This is a genomic window from Streptomyces sp. NPDC051738 (assembly GCF_044453205.1).
Lineage (GTDB): Bacteria > Actinomycetota > Actinomycetes > Streptomycetales > Streptomycetaceae > Streptomyces.
This window is the reverse complement of sequence record NZ_JBITCM010000014.1, coordinates 264,795-278,757: the sequence shown is the minus strand read 5'-3', so window position 1 is coordinate 278,757 and position 13,963 is coordinate 264,795. Positions and strand designations below refer to the sequence as shown.

The following is a 13,963-nucleotide window of genomic DNA, read 5'->3' as shown; positions in this document are numbered from 1 at the left end:
CGTAAACCGTCGACGAAGTACGTCCCCGAGTAGCCGGTGTTGGAGCCGTACCCCGGGCTGTGCTGCTTCCGTCGCTCTGCAGGATGTCGACGAGGCGATCCGCCGGATCGCGACCGGCTACCTCGATGCGAACCATCCGGCCCCCGGGCTCGTCCACGGCCGGCCTCGTCCGTACCGCGATGGCGCGGACTCCCGGCGGGCCGGCGGGGGCGAGCCTGGGGGAGGTGGCGAGGTTCCTGGCACTCCATCCCCGGACGCTGCAGCGGCGCCTGGCCGAGGAGGGGGCCGGGTTCGATCAGTTGCGCGACGAGGCGCTGAGGGAACTCGCGCACCAGTACCTCACGGAGTCCTCCCTTTCGATGTCGCACGTGGCACTCGCCCTGGGTTTCTCCGAGCAGTCGGCACTGACGCGGGCTTGCAGGCGCTGGTTCGGGAAGACGCCGACGGCAATTCGCCGCGGTAAGCCGTAACGTCCGTGCCGTTCGCCACGGCGAGGTACCCGCATGCCTGGAGGCGCAGCGCAACTGCTGACGAAATCGTCAACAGTGAAAGTTAGGTTAGCCTAAGCTAATCACATGTTCATCGGATGTGATCTGTGCCCGGCAAGACACCGGGTGTCTCTCCCCGACGGCTGCCCACTGCCCGCTGCCGAGGAGGCGGGCACATGACCACCGGAACGGCGCCGGCCCCGCCGTACCAGCCCGAAGGCGCATCAGAACGACGCCCCCGGTCTTCCGTACGGGCCGTCGGCCTGCTTCTGGGACTCGTCCTCCTGATCGCGGCGATCTCCCTCTCGCTGGCCGTCGGCACCAAGCAGATACCGCTGGACCAGGTCTGGTCGGCCCTGTCCGGACCCTCGGGTACCGAGAACGACGCCATCGTGCGCGACCTCAGGCTGCCACGCACCCTCATCGGAATCGCCGTGGGCACGGCTCTGGGGCTCGCCGGCGGTGTCATGCAGACCCTGACCCGCAATCCGCTCGCCGACCCCGGGCTGCTCGGCGTGAACGCGGGTGCGTCCGCCGCCGTCGTCACCGCGATCAGCGTCCTGGGCGTCACCTCCTTCTCGGGCTATCTGTGGTTCGCCCTCGTCGGGGCCGCCCTGGCCGCCACGGTCGTGCAAGCCCTCGGCGGCGGGCGACGCGCCACACCGGTCCGGCTCGCCCTCGCCGGGACGGCCATCAACGCGGCCCTCTTCGGCTACGTCAACGGCCTTCAGCTGTGGGACCTGAGCACCCTCGACGCCATGCGGTACTGGTCCGTGGGCACGCTGGCGGGCCGCGACCTGTCCTTGCTGCTCGCCGTTCTGCCGCTGCTCACGGCCGGTGTCCTTCTCGCGCTCGCCCTCGCCAGGCCGCTCGGCGCCGTGGCCCTGGGCGAGGACCACGCGCGTGCGCTGGGGACCAAGGTGCGGCGTACCCGGGTGCTCTCCGTCGTCGCCCTCACGCTGCTGTGCGGGGGAGCGACCGCGGTCTGCGGACCGATCGGGTTCATAGGGCTGATGATCCCGCATGCCGTCCGCACCTTCTGCGGCCCTGACCCGCGTTGGCTGCTGCCCTACTGCGCGCTGTACGCACCTGTGCTGATGCTCGTCTCCGATGTGATCGGACGGATCGTGGTGCCGCCGTCGGAGATCGAGGTCGGCACCGTCACCGCCTTCCTCGGCGGACTGCTGTTCATCCATCTCGTACGGCGCCGGAAGGTGGTCCAGCTGTGAGCCTGATGGGGGAGAAGACCCGACAGGGCGCCGAGGTCCGCTGGGACCTGCGGCGCGGCCGGGTGCGCGCGGGCCGCTATTCACTCCGCCTCGACCTGCGCACCGCCCTGGTCTGCCTCGTGTTGATCGTGATCGCCGCGATCGTGGTGGTGCTGTCCGTCGGCACGGGCACCTACGAGCTCTCGCCGGTCGAGGTGGTGCGGACGTTCGCCGGGAACGGGCCGCCCGGTGCCGAGTTCATCGTGCTCGACCTGCGTCTGCCCCGGGCGCTGGTGGCCGTGCTGGTCGGCTTCGGCACCGGTATGGCCGGCGCCGTCTTCCAGTCCCTCACCCGCAATCCGCTGGGCAGCCCGGACATCATCGGCTTCGGCAACGGCGCCTCCGCGGGCGCGCTCGTCGCGATCGTCCTCCTGAACGCGGGAGCACCGCAGACCACGCTCGGCGCGGTGTTCGGTGGCTTCGCCACGGCCACCGCGGTCTATCTGCTGGCGTGGCGCCGCGGCGTGCACGGCTACCGGCTCGTCCTCGTCGGCATCGGGGCCTCCGCGGTGCTCGGGGCGGCGACCAGCTACGTGTACGTACGCGCGGACATCGGCAAGGCGGCGCAGGCCGCCAGCTGGATGATCGGCTCGCTCAACGCCCGCGGCTGGGTCGACGTCCGTATCGCCGCGCTCGGCCTGTTGGTCTGTGTGCCGGTCGTCCTCGGATACGCGCGCCGGCTGACCCTGCTGGAGATGGGTGACGACACCGCGGGTGCCCTAGGGGTGCCGCCGGAGAGCAGTCGCCTGGTGCTGCTGAGCGCGGGCACCGGCCTGACCGCCATGGCGGTGGCCGCGGCGGGCCCGATCCCGTTCCTGGCCATGGCCGCACCCCAGCTCGCACGCCGCGTCACCCGGGCGCCGGGCCCCAACGTGCTGCCCGCCGCCTGGATGGGCGCCGTGCTGGCGTCCACGGCGGATCTGGTGACCCAGCGCGTGACCGGCTCGGCGCTGATGCCGGTCGGCGTGGTGACGGGCATAGGCGGCGGTCTGTACCTCGCGTGGCTGCTGATGGGCGAGCGCCGGGCGCACCGTCTGTGACGCACGCACACGAGCGGGCCCCCACGACGATGGTCGTCGGGCGCCCGGTGCTTTTGCGCGCCGCTCCGGCGAGAGCCCGAGTCAGGCCATCGACTCGACCTCCTGCCTGGGCCCCGGCCGCGACTGCGCGCTGTGCCACAGGCGGGCGTAGGCTCCGTTCTCCGCGAGGAGTTCGTCGTGCGTGCCGTACTCGACCGGGCGTCCGGCGTCCAGAACCAGCACCCGGTCGCACCTGGCGGCCGTGGTGAGACGGTGAGCCACCAGGAGGGCCGTCTTGTCGCGTGCGGCCCGGAACATACCGTCGAGGACGACGGTTTCGGTGCCCAGGTCGAGCATCGCGGTCGCCTCGTCGAGCAGCAGCACGTCCGGATCGACGAGCGCCACCCGGGCCAGGGCGATGAGCTGGCGCTCACCGGCCGACAGATTGCCTCCCGCCTGGCGCACGGGGTGCCGGAACCCTCCGGGCAACCGGGCGATGGCCGCGGTCGCGCCGACCGCCTCCGCGGCGGATGCGACCCCCTCGTCGGTGGCGTCGGGACGGCCGTAGCGGATGTTCTCCGCGATGTCCCCCTCGAACAGGTGGGCCTCCTGGGGCACGATGCCGACCCGCTGCCGGTAGCCGGCGAGGTCGTAGCGGCGGATGTCGATCCCGTCGAGCCGCACCGAGCCGGACGCCGCGTCGTAGAAGCGCGCGAGGATCTTCACCAGGGTCGACTTGCCCGCGCCGGTGGCGCCGACGACTGCGACGCTCTGCCCGGCCTCCAGGGTCAGCCGCGGGACGGTGAGGGTGTCCTCGGTGGCACCCTCGTAGCGGAAGGTCACGTCCCGCAGTTCGATGTGCCCGCTGAAGCGGCCGGACACCGCCACCGGATCGGGGGCGGAACGCTGACTCGGTTCGGTGGCCAGCAGTTCGGTGACCTTGCGCACGCTGGTGCGGGTCTGCAGATAGGAGTCGTAGATGGACGACAGCTGCTGGATGGGGCCGTAGAACTGGCCGAGCAGCAGCAGGAACGCCGCGAGCACACCGGTGGTCACCGAGCCGCTCGCCACCAGGTACCCGCCGGCCAGCACGACCAGCGCCATGGAGAGTTCCGAACAGAACGCCAGGAACGGGAAGTACAGCGAGATGTAGCGCTGTCCCTTCACCTGGATGAGCCGGTTCAGGTTGGACAGGGCGCTGAAGTGCTTCGCCGTGGAGTGCTGCTTGCCGTGGGACTGGGCGATGCGCAGCCCCGCGACGTTCTCCCGCAGCGAGCTGTTGACCTTCCCCAGCTGGTCGCGTGCCTCCTTGTACGCGCTCGAACTCAGCCGCCGGAACACCGGTGTCACCAGCGCGATCAACGGGAAGGGCGCCAGGGCGGCGAGGGCCAGCCGGTAGTCCAGGAACACCATGGCGACGGCGATGCCGCCCATCGTCAACACGCTGACCAGGCCCTGCACCATGCCCTGCTGCAGGAACTCTAGTGGTCCAGGCCCAGGCGCTGCAGATGCCGGTAGCTGCGCAGCCGCAGGTCGTACTGCAATGCCTCGGACGCCCGGGCGCTGCTGAGCGTCTGGTACATGTACGCGAACAGGTTGGCCACGCACAGCACCAGGCAGATCGCGGCGATCCACCAGACGTAACTCGTCGAACCGGCCGTGATGCCGTCGTCGATGCCGTGCTGCAGCAGCACGGGAACGACCACGCGGGCCAGCGCGTCGAAGGCGATCAGACCGAGGGCGATGCCGAGCAGACCCCGCACCGGGCGCAGGATCGCCCGCAGGGTGGGCGGTGTCTCCTGTCCGACGGAGTCGATGACCTTGCGCGGCAGCTCGGCGAACCGGTCACGGTGCGCCGACGCGCTGCCCACCGGACCGTCGCCGTCCTTCGCGTGTGCGGGCCACAGTTCACCCGGCGTACGGGCCGTCCGGGCGTCGATCTCGTCCGTGTCGCCCGCGATCAGCTCCTGGAAGACAACGCTGCGCTCCGCCAGTTCGGCGTAGGTGCCGCTGTCGGCGACACGGCCGTCGTCGAGCACCACGATGCGGTCGGCCAGCTCCAGGGTGGAGCGCCTGCGGGCGATGAGCACGGTGATGTGGTCACCGCCGACGTACTCCTCCAAGGCGCGGTGGATGGCGGCCTCGGTTGTCGCGTCCACGGCGGAGGTCGCGTCGTCGACGATCAGTACGGGTGGCCGGTTGAGCAACGCCCGGGCTAGCGCGAGCCGTTGGCGCTGGCCTCCGGACAGGTTCTGGCCACGCTCGGTGAGCGGTGTGTCGTATCCGGCCGGCAGCGCGCTGATGAACGCGTGGGCGCCCGCCGCCTCGGCCGCGGCGACGACCTCCTCGTCGGTGGCGTCCTCGTGTCCGTAGGCGATGTTCTCGCGGATGCTGCGGGCGAACAGGAAGGGTTCCTCGAAGACGACGCCCACATGGGAGCGCAGGGATTCCAGTCGCAGCTCGCGGATGTCGGTACGGCCATCGCCGGTGCCGAGCGCGACGGTCCCGGACGTGGCGTCGTAGAACCGTGGGATCAGCAGCGACAGCGTCGACTTGCCGGATCCGGAGGGGCCGACGACGGCCACGGTCTCGCCGGCCGCGACCCGGAAGGAGACGTCCCGCAGAACGGGTTCGTCGCTCGTGTAGCCGAAGCCGACGCCCTCGAACACCAACTCCGTCGGCGCCTGCGGGAGTTCGGCGGTGCCGTCGTGGACCTCCGGCCGTGAGTCGATCAGCTCGAAGATGCGCTCGGCGGAGGCGCGGGTGCGCTGGGCGATCACGAGATAGGTGGCGAACACCCGTGTCGGTCCGGTCAGCATGGTCAGATACGCGGCGAACGCGATGAACGTTCCGATGTCGATCGAGCCGTCCATGACCGTGCTGCCGCCGTACACGAGGACGGCGATCTGGCCCAGAACCGGCAGCGCGAGCATGATCCCGCCCGGCGCGGCGTGCACCCGCATCATCCGCATCCGCTCGCCGAACAGGCTGCGGGTGGCGCCGTCGAGCCAGCGGATCTCCCGGTCCTCCTGGCCGAATCCCTTGACGACACGGACGCCGTCGATGGTCTCCTTGATGTGCTCGGTCACCTCGGCCGCGTCGTTCGCCGCCTTCGCCGAGGTTTCGAAGACGCGGCGCCTGGTCCACAGGGCGACGGCGCCCAGAGCGATGATCACCGCGACGGTCACCGCGGTCAGCGGGGGGAGAGTCACAGCATCGCGACGATGCCGAAGAGGTAGTAGGTGACCACGGTCAGCGGCACCGGCAGCATGGTGAGCATCTGCTGGATCTGCTGCAGATCGCTGTTGGTGCGGGAGATGACCTGCCCGGTGCGCAGTCTGTCCTGGCCGGGGCCGTCGAGCCGTTGAATGCTCCGGAAGACCTCCTCGCGCATGCCGTGCTGCACGTCGAGGGCGAGTTTGCCGCCGGTGAACCGGCGTACGTAGTTGCCCACGAAGTCGATGGCGGCGATCAGGACGAGACCGCCGGCCACCCAGCCGATCCCGCCGCTGTCACCGGCCACGGCGCTGTTCACGCCGTCCTTGGTCAGCAGCGGGCCCAGCGTCATCAGGACGATGCTCAGGATGGACGAGAACACGATCGCGGCCATGAGCCGCCGGCGGCGCAGGCAGATGCGCATCAGCCAGCTCAGCCAGCCGGGGCCGGCCGTGGAAAACGGTGAAGTCGGCATGATCTCCTCAGCGATCGGTGAGTGAGAGGGCCGCCTGGCCGGGGCGGGCACCCGATGCGACGAGTTCCGCGAGACGCCGGGCCACCACGGTGGGCGGGTCCTGCGCACGCATCTCGTCGCGCACCTCGGCGGTGGCGACCCGCAGTGAACGGTCGGTCAGCAGGCGGTCGATGTCCGCCTTGACGAGCCCCTGCTCACCCGGGACGAACCCACAGCCCCGGTCCTGCACGGTCTTCGCGTTGACGGGCCGGTCGGCACCCTGGCCGAACACGATCTGCGGGACGCCCGCCGACAGCGCGGTGAGCGTATTGCCGGCCCCGCCGTGGTGGATGAACCCGGCGGCGCGGCCGAGCAGCGGACCCATCGGGATCCAGGAGACCAGCCGGACGTTGTCGGGCAGCGAGTCGATCTCGCGCTGCCCGTGCTCGCCCAGCGACAGGACGAACTCCGCGTCCGATTCGTTCGCGGAGTCGACCACCCACTTGATCAGGTCGATGCCGTCGACCATCGGCTTGAGCGTGCCCAGACTGACGACGATGCGCGGCCGCCCGGTGTCGGCGCTCCACCAGTCCTCCAGGACCGTTCCCCCGTTGAAGGGCACGTACCGCATCGACCACAGGTCGGGCTCGTCGAGTACGCGCATGCTGGGCGGGGCGATGTCCAGCCACAGCAGGTCCTGTTGGGGTGCGGCGACGCCGTGCCGGGCGTACGCGTCGGCCATCGACCCGGTCACACCCTCGATGTGCCAGCGCTGATGGCCGAAGCCGACGGTCTGCATGACGACGGGCAGGTCGTACTTGGCCGCCACCAGCGGTCCCGCGACGCCGAGTGGCGGATAGACCACCAGGTCCGGCCGCCAGTCTCCGGCGAAGTCGACCAGCCCGTCGGCCATTTCGTCCCCGAAGAAGGAGAACCGGCCCATCTTGGTGCCGAGGTTGAGCTTCTTGCGTCTGCTCTCACCCCGGCGGTACTCGGCCTCGGAGTCCAACTCCGGTGCGGCGTCGAAGCCGACGAGACCGGCCTCGGCCACCCGGCGCGTGAAATCTCCGGCGCTGGCCACCACGACCTCGTGTCCCTCGGTGCGGAACGCCTGGGCCAACGAGAGGCCGGATACAACAAACCGTACAGAGGCGGCCGATGAAGAGCACCCGCATGAACTGCTCCCAGTTAGTAAAGTTAGGCTTACCTAATTGGGTATCACAAGTTTCTTGGAGGGCGAGGACGCCTTGATCGACGCGGCGACGAGAGCGCAGGTCGAAAGCCCGCGGCTGCGGCGGCTGTTGGAAGAGGTGGGCACGGCGGGCCGCGACGCGCTGGACCGCTTCTGGAGGGACCTGGCCGACGCGGGTGCACCGCTGGTCGAACCGATCCCCGATGCCCCGGAAGAACGCCTGGTGACGGTGGTGTGGTGCGAGGACCGGCCTGTCGCAGGCGTCTATCTGCTGGCGAACCGCGTCACCGACAAGCACCATGCGCGCCGGGGGATGATGCGCCGCCTGCCCGGCACCGACCTCTGGTACGTCAGCCTGCGTCTGCCTCTGGGGCTGCGCTGCAGCTACCGTATCCATCCCTTTGATTCACACGATCCGCACCTGGGTGCGGACGGCCCGCGCACCGGCTCCGCCCGCGGGCTGCCCGACGACCGGATGGATCCCCTCAACCGTCACGCCACGGGCCCGTTCGGCTCGATGATCGAGCTGGACGCCACCCCCTCACTGGCCGAATGGCGCACGGCGCCGGACCCCGTCCCCGACACCCGGACCGACGCGTTCGGCTTCCGCGCGGCCGACGGCGCCACCTACCGGGTACGGCGGTTCGTCCCCGCCGTCGACGCCCCGGGCGCGGAACTGGGACTGCTGGTCGTGCTGGACGGCGAGCAGTGGTTCGACCGGTACGGCATCACACGTGCCGTCACCGCCGCCGTCAAGGCCGGCAGGATGCCGCCCATGGCCGTCGTGGGCATCGAGTCAGGTGCCGACCCCGCCGAGCGAATGCGCCAACTCGGCGCCAACCCGCGGTTCGTCGACATGCTCGTCGACGAACTCGTACCCGCCGTGACCGCGGAACTCCCCTCATGGGCCGGGCCACCGGCCACCATCCTGTGCGGACAGAGCCTGGGAGGGCTCACGGCGCTGGCGACAGCCCTGTGGCGACCGGAGGCGTTCGGTACGGTGCTCGCCCATTCGGCCTCGACCTGGTGGCGGCCGGGAATGACGGGGCGGCCGCAGGCGACCGAGCCGGACCGCGACACCTGGCTGTACGAGCAGGCCGGAGTGGCGCCGGTCGGCGACGTCACCATTCGCATGGACGTCGGCAGCAACGAAGGATCGATGTCCGCCGACCTGCGCAAGCTGCACGCACTCATGACAGCCAGAGGCTTCGACGCCTCGCTCAACGTCTACTCGGGTGGCCACGACCACTGCTGCTGGGCGGCAGCCCTCATCGACGGCCTCGCCGAGACGGCGGCCGTGCGGTGGCCTTCATGAGCGCTCCGTGCTCGGACTATGAGCAAACGATGACGGCGGGCGGTTGGGCGCTTTGCGGCTGTTGTGCTGTGGGGCATGAACAGCAATCACAAGTTCCGTTCCCGTTCGCTTCGGCGCACCGCCCGCTCCGCCGTGGGCTCGGCCGCCGCCGTCGCCGCGCTCGGCCTCACCTTGGTCGGATGCGGAGAGAAGGAGTCCGGCATCAGGGACGAGGGGAAGAGCAGGGCGACGACGAGCACCGGTACGAAGGTGCTGTGGCTGGGTGACTCCATCGCGGGCGCCGAGGCTCCCGCCCTGGGCGCGGCCCTCGCGGCGAGTGGTGTGGAGTTCAAGGACTCCTCCTCGGACGGTGGGGGCACGATCGTCGACAGCGGCGAGAAGATCACGCGGATGATCTCCGGCGAGACGTGGCGGCAACTGGCCAAGGACATCGAGTCGTTCCGTCCCACCGTGGTCGCCTACCAGGTCACGACGTACGACTGGGGAAGTCAGGACCGGCAGCGGGCCGCCTACGAGAAGGTCGTCGACACGGCCAAGGACGCCGGGGCCAAGGTGGTGTTCGTTCCGTCGCCGCCCATCAAGATCGACGGCTTCTACAAGGAGCGCGAGGCGCAGATGCGTACCGCTCCCGAGGCGGCCGCGGAGGTCGCCGGGAAGAGCGGTGGTGCGGCGGCGTTCCTCGACGCCTCGCAGGTGTGGGGCACCGACGCCTCGGCGGAGAAGGCACTGCGCGCCCCGGACGGCATCCACAACTGCCAGCAGGGGGCGGCCGCCTTCGCCAAGTGGTTCACCGGGGAACTCGGCAAGCAGGAGGGCTTCACGCCGGCGTCGGTGGACTCCTGGGCCCAGAAGTCCTGGACCGGCGACGAGCGGTACAGCAAGCTCCGCTGTGCCGCGTGACGGGACGGCCTACTTCATGCCTTCGCGTCTTTCGTTGCCCGCGCCCGCGGGCGCCCGCGCGGTGTCGGGCCGGCACCGCGCGGCGGGCCCCGGCGAGGTGGGCCGTACGCACATAGCCGCCCTCGACGGGCTGCGCGGGGTCGCGGTCGCGGCCGTGCTGCTCTTCCACGCCGGGCATCTGCGCGGCGGGTTTCTCGGCGTCGACCTGTTCTTCGTGCTCTCCGGGTTCCTGATCACCGGGCTGCTGCTCGGCGAGGCGACGGGGCGCGGCCGGATCGGCCTGGCCGCGTTCTGGGGCCGCCGCGCCCGTCGCCTGCTGCCCGCTCTCGTGTGTGTGGTGGTCGCGACCGTGTTGGCGACCTGGGCCTGGGGGAGTACGGAGCAACTGCGCTTCGCTCTCGACGACATGCCATGGGTCGGGGCCCAGATGGTCAACTGGCACTACATCAGCGAGCAGATCGGCTACTGGAACGCCTCCGACACCCGCGTCTTCGCCCACCTGTGGAGCATCGGCGTGGAGTGGCAGTTCTACCTCGCCTGGCCGCTGGTCGTGGCGGTGGCCGCCCGGGGACGGTGGGGTGAGCGGATCGTGGCCTCGCTCGCAGGGGCGGGCGCCCTGGTCTCCCTCGCCCTGACCGTCTCGCTCGGTGCCGCGGTGGACACCACCCGCGCCTACGAGGGCACCGACACGCGTACCGCCGCCTTGCTGCTGGGAGCGCTCGTGGCCACCGCGCCGGTGCGCGACCTCGTGCGCCGAGTACCGCGCGGCGCGGCCGACCTGGTGTGCCTGACCCTGGGATGCGGGCTGGCGGTGGCGTGGGCGGTGACCGAGGGCGAGAAGGCGCCGCTGCTCTTCCAGGGCGGGCTCTTCCTGCACTCGCTGACCGCGGCCGTGCTGATCGTCCTGATGGCACAGGTGCCGGGCACTTGGGCGGCGAGGATCGCGGGCGGCCGCCTGCCGCGTCGCCTGGGAGAGCTGTCGTACAGCCTGTATCTGTGGCACTGGCCGGTCTACCTGCTGCTGTTGCCGCGGCTGTCGGCGCTCGGGGGCTGGGGCGCGACCCTCGTCGCGATCGGCATCTCCCTGGTGGCGGCCGCGGTGACCCAGCGGTTCGTCGAGGATCCGGTGCGGTTCCGGGCGGGCTGGGCGCGGGGCAGGCGCGGTGCGCTCGCGGTGGTCGCGGTGGCCCTGGCCGGAGCCGTCCTGTGGGCGACGGTGCCCGAGCCGGTGCCTGGGGCGGGCACCGTCGACGTGGACCAGCTGAGGTGAGTCCCAGGGCGAGCGGCGCACGCCACGCGTCCTGCCCGCCCGTACAGTGGGCGATCCACCGGACGGCCCACGCGATGCCGGAACGACGCGCTCACTGTGGAAGGACCCGTACATGACCCGTGTCCTGCTGATCGAGGACGATCCGGCCGTACGCCGCGGTGTCGTCCTGGGCCTGTCCCGCAACGGGCACGAAACCGAGGGCGTCGGCACCGGCGAGGACGGGCTTGAGGCGCTGGTGGCCTTCAAGCCCGACCTTGTGCTCCTGGACCTGATGCTCCCCGGCATGAGCGGCCTGGAAGTATGCCGTCGCGTCCGCGAGATCAGCCGGGTTCCCATCGTGATTCTCTCCGCGCGCGGTGACGACATCGACGTCGTGATCGGCCTTGAGGCGGGCGCCGACGACTATGTCGTCAAACCCGCCGCGACCGCGGTCATCGAGGCCCGGATGCGCGCGGTGCTGCGCCGCGTCGCCCCCGCCCAGGCCGACGCGGCGGCGGGGCCGACCCGGGTGGGCGATCTGGAGATCGACCGCGACGCGCTGATCGTCCGCAAACACGGTGAGGAACTCCCCCTGGCCCCCTCCGAGTTGAAGCTGCTGCTCTTTCTCAGTGCCGCCCCGGAGCGGACCTTCGGCCGCCAGCAGCTGCTCGAGGACATCTGGGAGCACAGCTACTACGGGGACGCCCGTCTGGTCGACGCCTGCGTCATGCGGCTGCGCGCCAAGATCGAGGAGGACCCGCGCCGCCCGGTGTACGTCCAGACAGTGCGCGGCTTCGGTTACCGCTTCGGGCCGGTGCCCGGATGACGTTCGCATTCCCCCGCGGCCTGCGTCCGCGCCTGGTCGTGGCCTTCGTCGTCGTCGCGGCGCTCAGCGCGCTGATCACCGCCGCGCTCACCTTCCGGCAGGCCCGCAGCGCGATCCTGGACCGCACCCAGAACAGCGCCGTCGACGATCTGCGCCTCCAGATCGACTCACTCGCCCCCAACCTTCCGGCCGATCCCACCGACACGGACCTGCGCACCTTCGCACGCCAGCTGGACCGTGCCTCGGGCTCGCGCGGCTGGCACACGGCGGTCTCCCGCGACGGCGGGCCGCTCATCGGCACCGCGGGCGATGTCAGCGGCGCCCTGCGCGATGCGACGAAGAGCGGCGACACCACCTTCTACGAGCGCGTGGAGCACGCCGACGGGCCCCGACTGCTCATCGGCATGCCGGTCGGCTACACCGACCGGAGCGAAGAAGCGGGGAATCCGTCGGGGCTGGTCGTCTACGCCGTTCTGTCGCTGGAGGGCGAACGGGCCGACATCTCCGCTCTGATCACCGCGGGGTGGGCGGGCGCCGTCCCGGCACTCGCCTTCGCCGTCGTGCCCGCCCTGCTCGCGGCCCGGGGAGTGCTGCGTCCCGTACGGCAGCTGCGTACGGCCGCCGAGAAGATCACCTCGGGCGCCCTGGACACGCGCCTGGACGTCGTCGGCAAGGACGAACTCGCCGGGCTGACCGGCACGTTCAACACCATGGCGGCCGGGCTGGAGCGGGACGACGCCGAGCTGCGGCGCCTGGAGGCCAACGCCCGCCGGTTCGCCGCGGACGTCTCGCACGAACTGCGGACCCCCCTCGCCGCGATGGCCGCCGTCACCGACGCCCTCGACGAGGACGCCCGCTCCGGCACACTGCCTCCGGACACCGCCGACGCGGTCCGGCTCATCAGCGACGAGACCCGCAAGCTGGCCGGCATGGTCGAGGACCTGATGGAGATCTCCCGCTTCGACGCGGGTGCGGCGGTGTTGCACCTGGACGACGTGAGTCTGCGCACCGTCGTCCACAAGACGCTCCAACTGCGCGGCTGGCGCGTGCCGGACGAGGTGATCACCGACCTTCCCGAGGGTGATCTGCGTATCCGGGTCGACGCGCGGCGCATCGACGTCGTCCTGGCCAACCTGATCGGCAACGCGCTGCGCCACGGCGCCGCTCCCGTCACCGTCCGGGCGACTGCCACGCGGGAGTCTCTCGTGATCGACGTCGCCGACGACGGCCCCGGCATCCCCGACGAGGTCCTGCCGCATGTCTTCGACCGCTTCTACAAGGCGGACGCCGCGCGGGCCCGCTCCGAGGGCAGCGGCCTCGGACTCGCCATCGCGAGGGAGAACGTACGACTGCACCACGGCACCCTCACCGCCGCCAACCTCCCGGACGGGGGCGCGGTGTTCACCATCACCCTCCCGCGCACGCTCCGACAGGAGGACCAGCCATGAAGCGCCGACTCACCTGCCTCGGAGCCGTGCTGGGTGCGCTGTCGGCAGGCTGCGGCATCGGCACCACCGGCCCGGTCCCAGCCGGCGCCCCGGCGTCCGGCCTTCGCGAACCGGGATCCGCGACCCACCATGCCCGGCTCTACTTCGTCAGCCCACAAGGCATCCAGGCCGTCACCCGCGAAGTAGACACCTCGCCCACCCCGCAACAGGCACTCGACCTGCTCCTCAAAGGCCCCGACGCCGCCGAACGCGCCCGCGGCCTGACCACCGAGGTCCCCCCACTCCATGGACGGCTGAGCGCGCAGTCCGCCGACGGCGCCGTGGACCTGCGCCTCCCGGTGACCGTGGCCAATATGACCGGCGGCGGTGGCCTCGGGCTCAGCCAGATAATCTGCACCGCTGCCAACGCCCGGGCGGCCGACGGCGAACAACCCCCCGACGTGGACGTGCGGGTCTACGAAGAGGGCTACGGAACGCCCTGGACCGTCCGTTGCAACGCGGCGGGCAACGTCGTTCCGGTGCCCGAACCGGTCCCGAGCCAGGGCACCGTGAACTGATAGGCGGACCACGTCCTGCCGGCCAGGGACG

General features: G+C 70.9%; 13 protein-coding genes. 9 read left to right on the top strand and 4 right to left on the bottom strand.

Translation table 11 applies throughout. The features are described from left to right. Window positions 1-125: 125 nt before the first annotated feature. The 3 genes from ACIA8X_RS30755 to ACIA8X_RS30745 all read left to right on the top strand — a co-directional run bounded on the left by ACIA8X_RS30755 (window position 126) and on the right by ACIA8X_RS30745 (window position 2,796). Window positions 126-470, top strand: a complete 345-nt coding sequence (locus ACIA8X_RS30755; RefSeq protein WP_399459634.1) for a helix-turn-helix transcriptional regulator — start codon at window positions 126-128, stop codon at window positions 468-470. A gap of 194 nt (window positions 471-664) precedes the next feature. Then, entirely contained in the window at window positions 665-1,717 is a 1,053-nt protein-coding gene (locus tag ACIA8X_RS30750; protein WP_399459632.1) for a FecCD family ABC transporter permease, read from the top strand. A 5-nt stretch (window positions 1,718-1,722) separates the two neighbouring features. Continuing rightward, window positions 1,723-2,796 carry a FecCD family ABC transporter permease gene (locus ACIA8X_RS30745; protein WP_399459643.1) on the top strand — a complete coding sequence of 358 codons (1,074 nt, stop codon included), beginning with the start codon at window positions 1,723-1,725 and terminating at the stop codon, window positions 2,794-2,796. 81 nt (window positions 2,797-2,877) lie between these two features. Here the strand turns inward: ACIA8X_RS30745 and ACIA8X_RS30740 are convergent, their stop codons facing one another. Genes ACIA8X_RS30740 through ACIA8X_RS30725 form a run of 4 tightly spaced genes read right to left on the bottom strand, consistent with a single transcriptional unit; the run spans window position 2,878 to window position 7,565 of the window. Continuing rightward, complete coding sequence (locus ACIA8X_RS30740; RefSeq protein WP_399459642.1) at window positions 2,878-4,251, bottom strand: ABC transporter ATP-binding protein; 1,374 nt, start codon at window positions 4,249-4,251, stop codon at window positions 2,878-2,880. A gap of 5 nt (window positions 4,252-4,256) precedes the next feature. Continuing rightward, window positions 4,257-5,987 (bottom strand): ATP-binding cassette domain-containing protein, encoded by a 1,731-nt coding sequence (locus tag ACIA8X_RS30735; protein WP_393447267.1) that lies wholly within the window; start codon window positions 5,985-5,987, stop codon window positions 4,257-4,259. Beyond that, the gene (locus tag ACIA8X_RS30730; protein ID WP_399459631.1) at window positions 5,984-6,466 is read right to left on the bottom strand and encodes an ABC transporter transmembrane domain-containing protein; all 483 of its coding nucleotides are present in this window, start codon (window positions 6,464-6,466) and stop codon (window positions 5,984-5,986) included. Before ACIA8X_RS30730 ends, ACIA8X_RS30735 begins: the two co-directional genes overlap by 4 nt. A 7-nt stretch (window positions 6,467-6,473) precedes the next feature. Continuing rightward, window positions 6,474-7,565 carry a glycosyltransferase gene (locus ACIA8X_RS30725; RefSeq protein ID WP_399459630.1) on the bottom strand — a complete coding sequence of 364 codons (1,092 nt, stop codon included), beginning with the start codon at window positions 7,563-7,565 and terminating at the stop codon, window positions 6,474-6,476. 91 nt (window positions 7,566-7,656) lie between these two features. Between ACIA8X_RS30725 and ACIA8X_RS30720 the strand changes: the two genes are divergently transcribed. From ACIA8X_RS30720 to ACIA8X_RS30695, 6 genes are all read left to right on the top strand, one after another. Next, window positions 7,657-8,952 (top strand): alpha/beta hydrolase-fold protein, encoded by a 1,296-nt coding sequence (locus tag ACIA8X_RS30720; RefSeq protein ID WP_399459629.1) that lies wholly within the window; start codon window positions 7,657-7,659, stop codon window positions 8,950-8,952. A 75-nt stretch (window positions 8,953-9,027) separates the two neighbouring features. Then, window positions 9,028-9,852: an SGNH/GDSL hydrolase family protein gene (locus ACIA8X_RS30715; protein ID WP_399459628.1), complete on the top strand. Its 825-nt coding sequence runs from the start codon at window positions 9,028-9,030 to the stop codon at window positions 9,850-9,852. Window positions 9,853-9,868: 16 nt separating this feature from the next. Beyond that, window positions 9,869-11,122 carry an acyltransferase family protein gene (locus tag ACIA8X_RS30710; protein ID WP_399459627.1) on the top strand — a complete coding sequence of 418 codons (1,254 nt, stop codon included), beginning with the start codon at window positions 9,869-9,871 and terminating at the stop codon, window positions 11,120-11,122. A gap of 112 nt (window positions 11,123-11,234) precedes the next feature. Continuing rightward, complete coding sequence (locus ACIA8X_RS30705) at window positions 11,235-11,927, top strand: response regulator (RefSeq protein WP_393447255.1); 693 nt, start codon at window positions 11,235-11,237, stop codon at window positions 11,925-11,927. Beyond that, entirely contained in the window at window positions 11,924-13,375 is a 1,452-nt protein-coding gene (locus tag ACIA8X_RS30700) for a sensor histidine kinase (protein WP_393447253.1), read from the top strand. The genes ACIA8X_RS30705 and ACIA8X_RS30700 overlap by 4 nt, the downstream gene beginning before the upstream one ends. Then, on the top strand, window positions 13,372-13,932 hold the full coding sequence (locus tag ACIA8X_RS30695; protein WP_393447251.1) for a hypothetical protein: 561 nt from the start codon (window positions 13,372-13,374) through the stop codon (window positions 13,930-13,932). Before ACIA8X_RS30700 ends, ACIA8X_RS30695 begins: the two co-directional genes overlap by 4 nt. The last annotated feature ends 31 nt before the right edge of the window (window positions 13,933-13,963 follow it).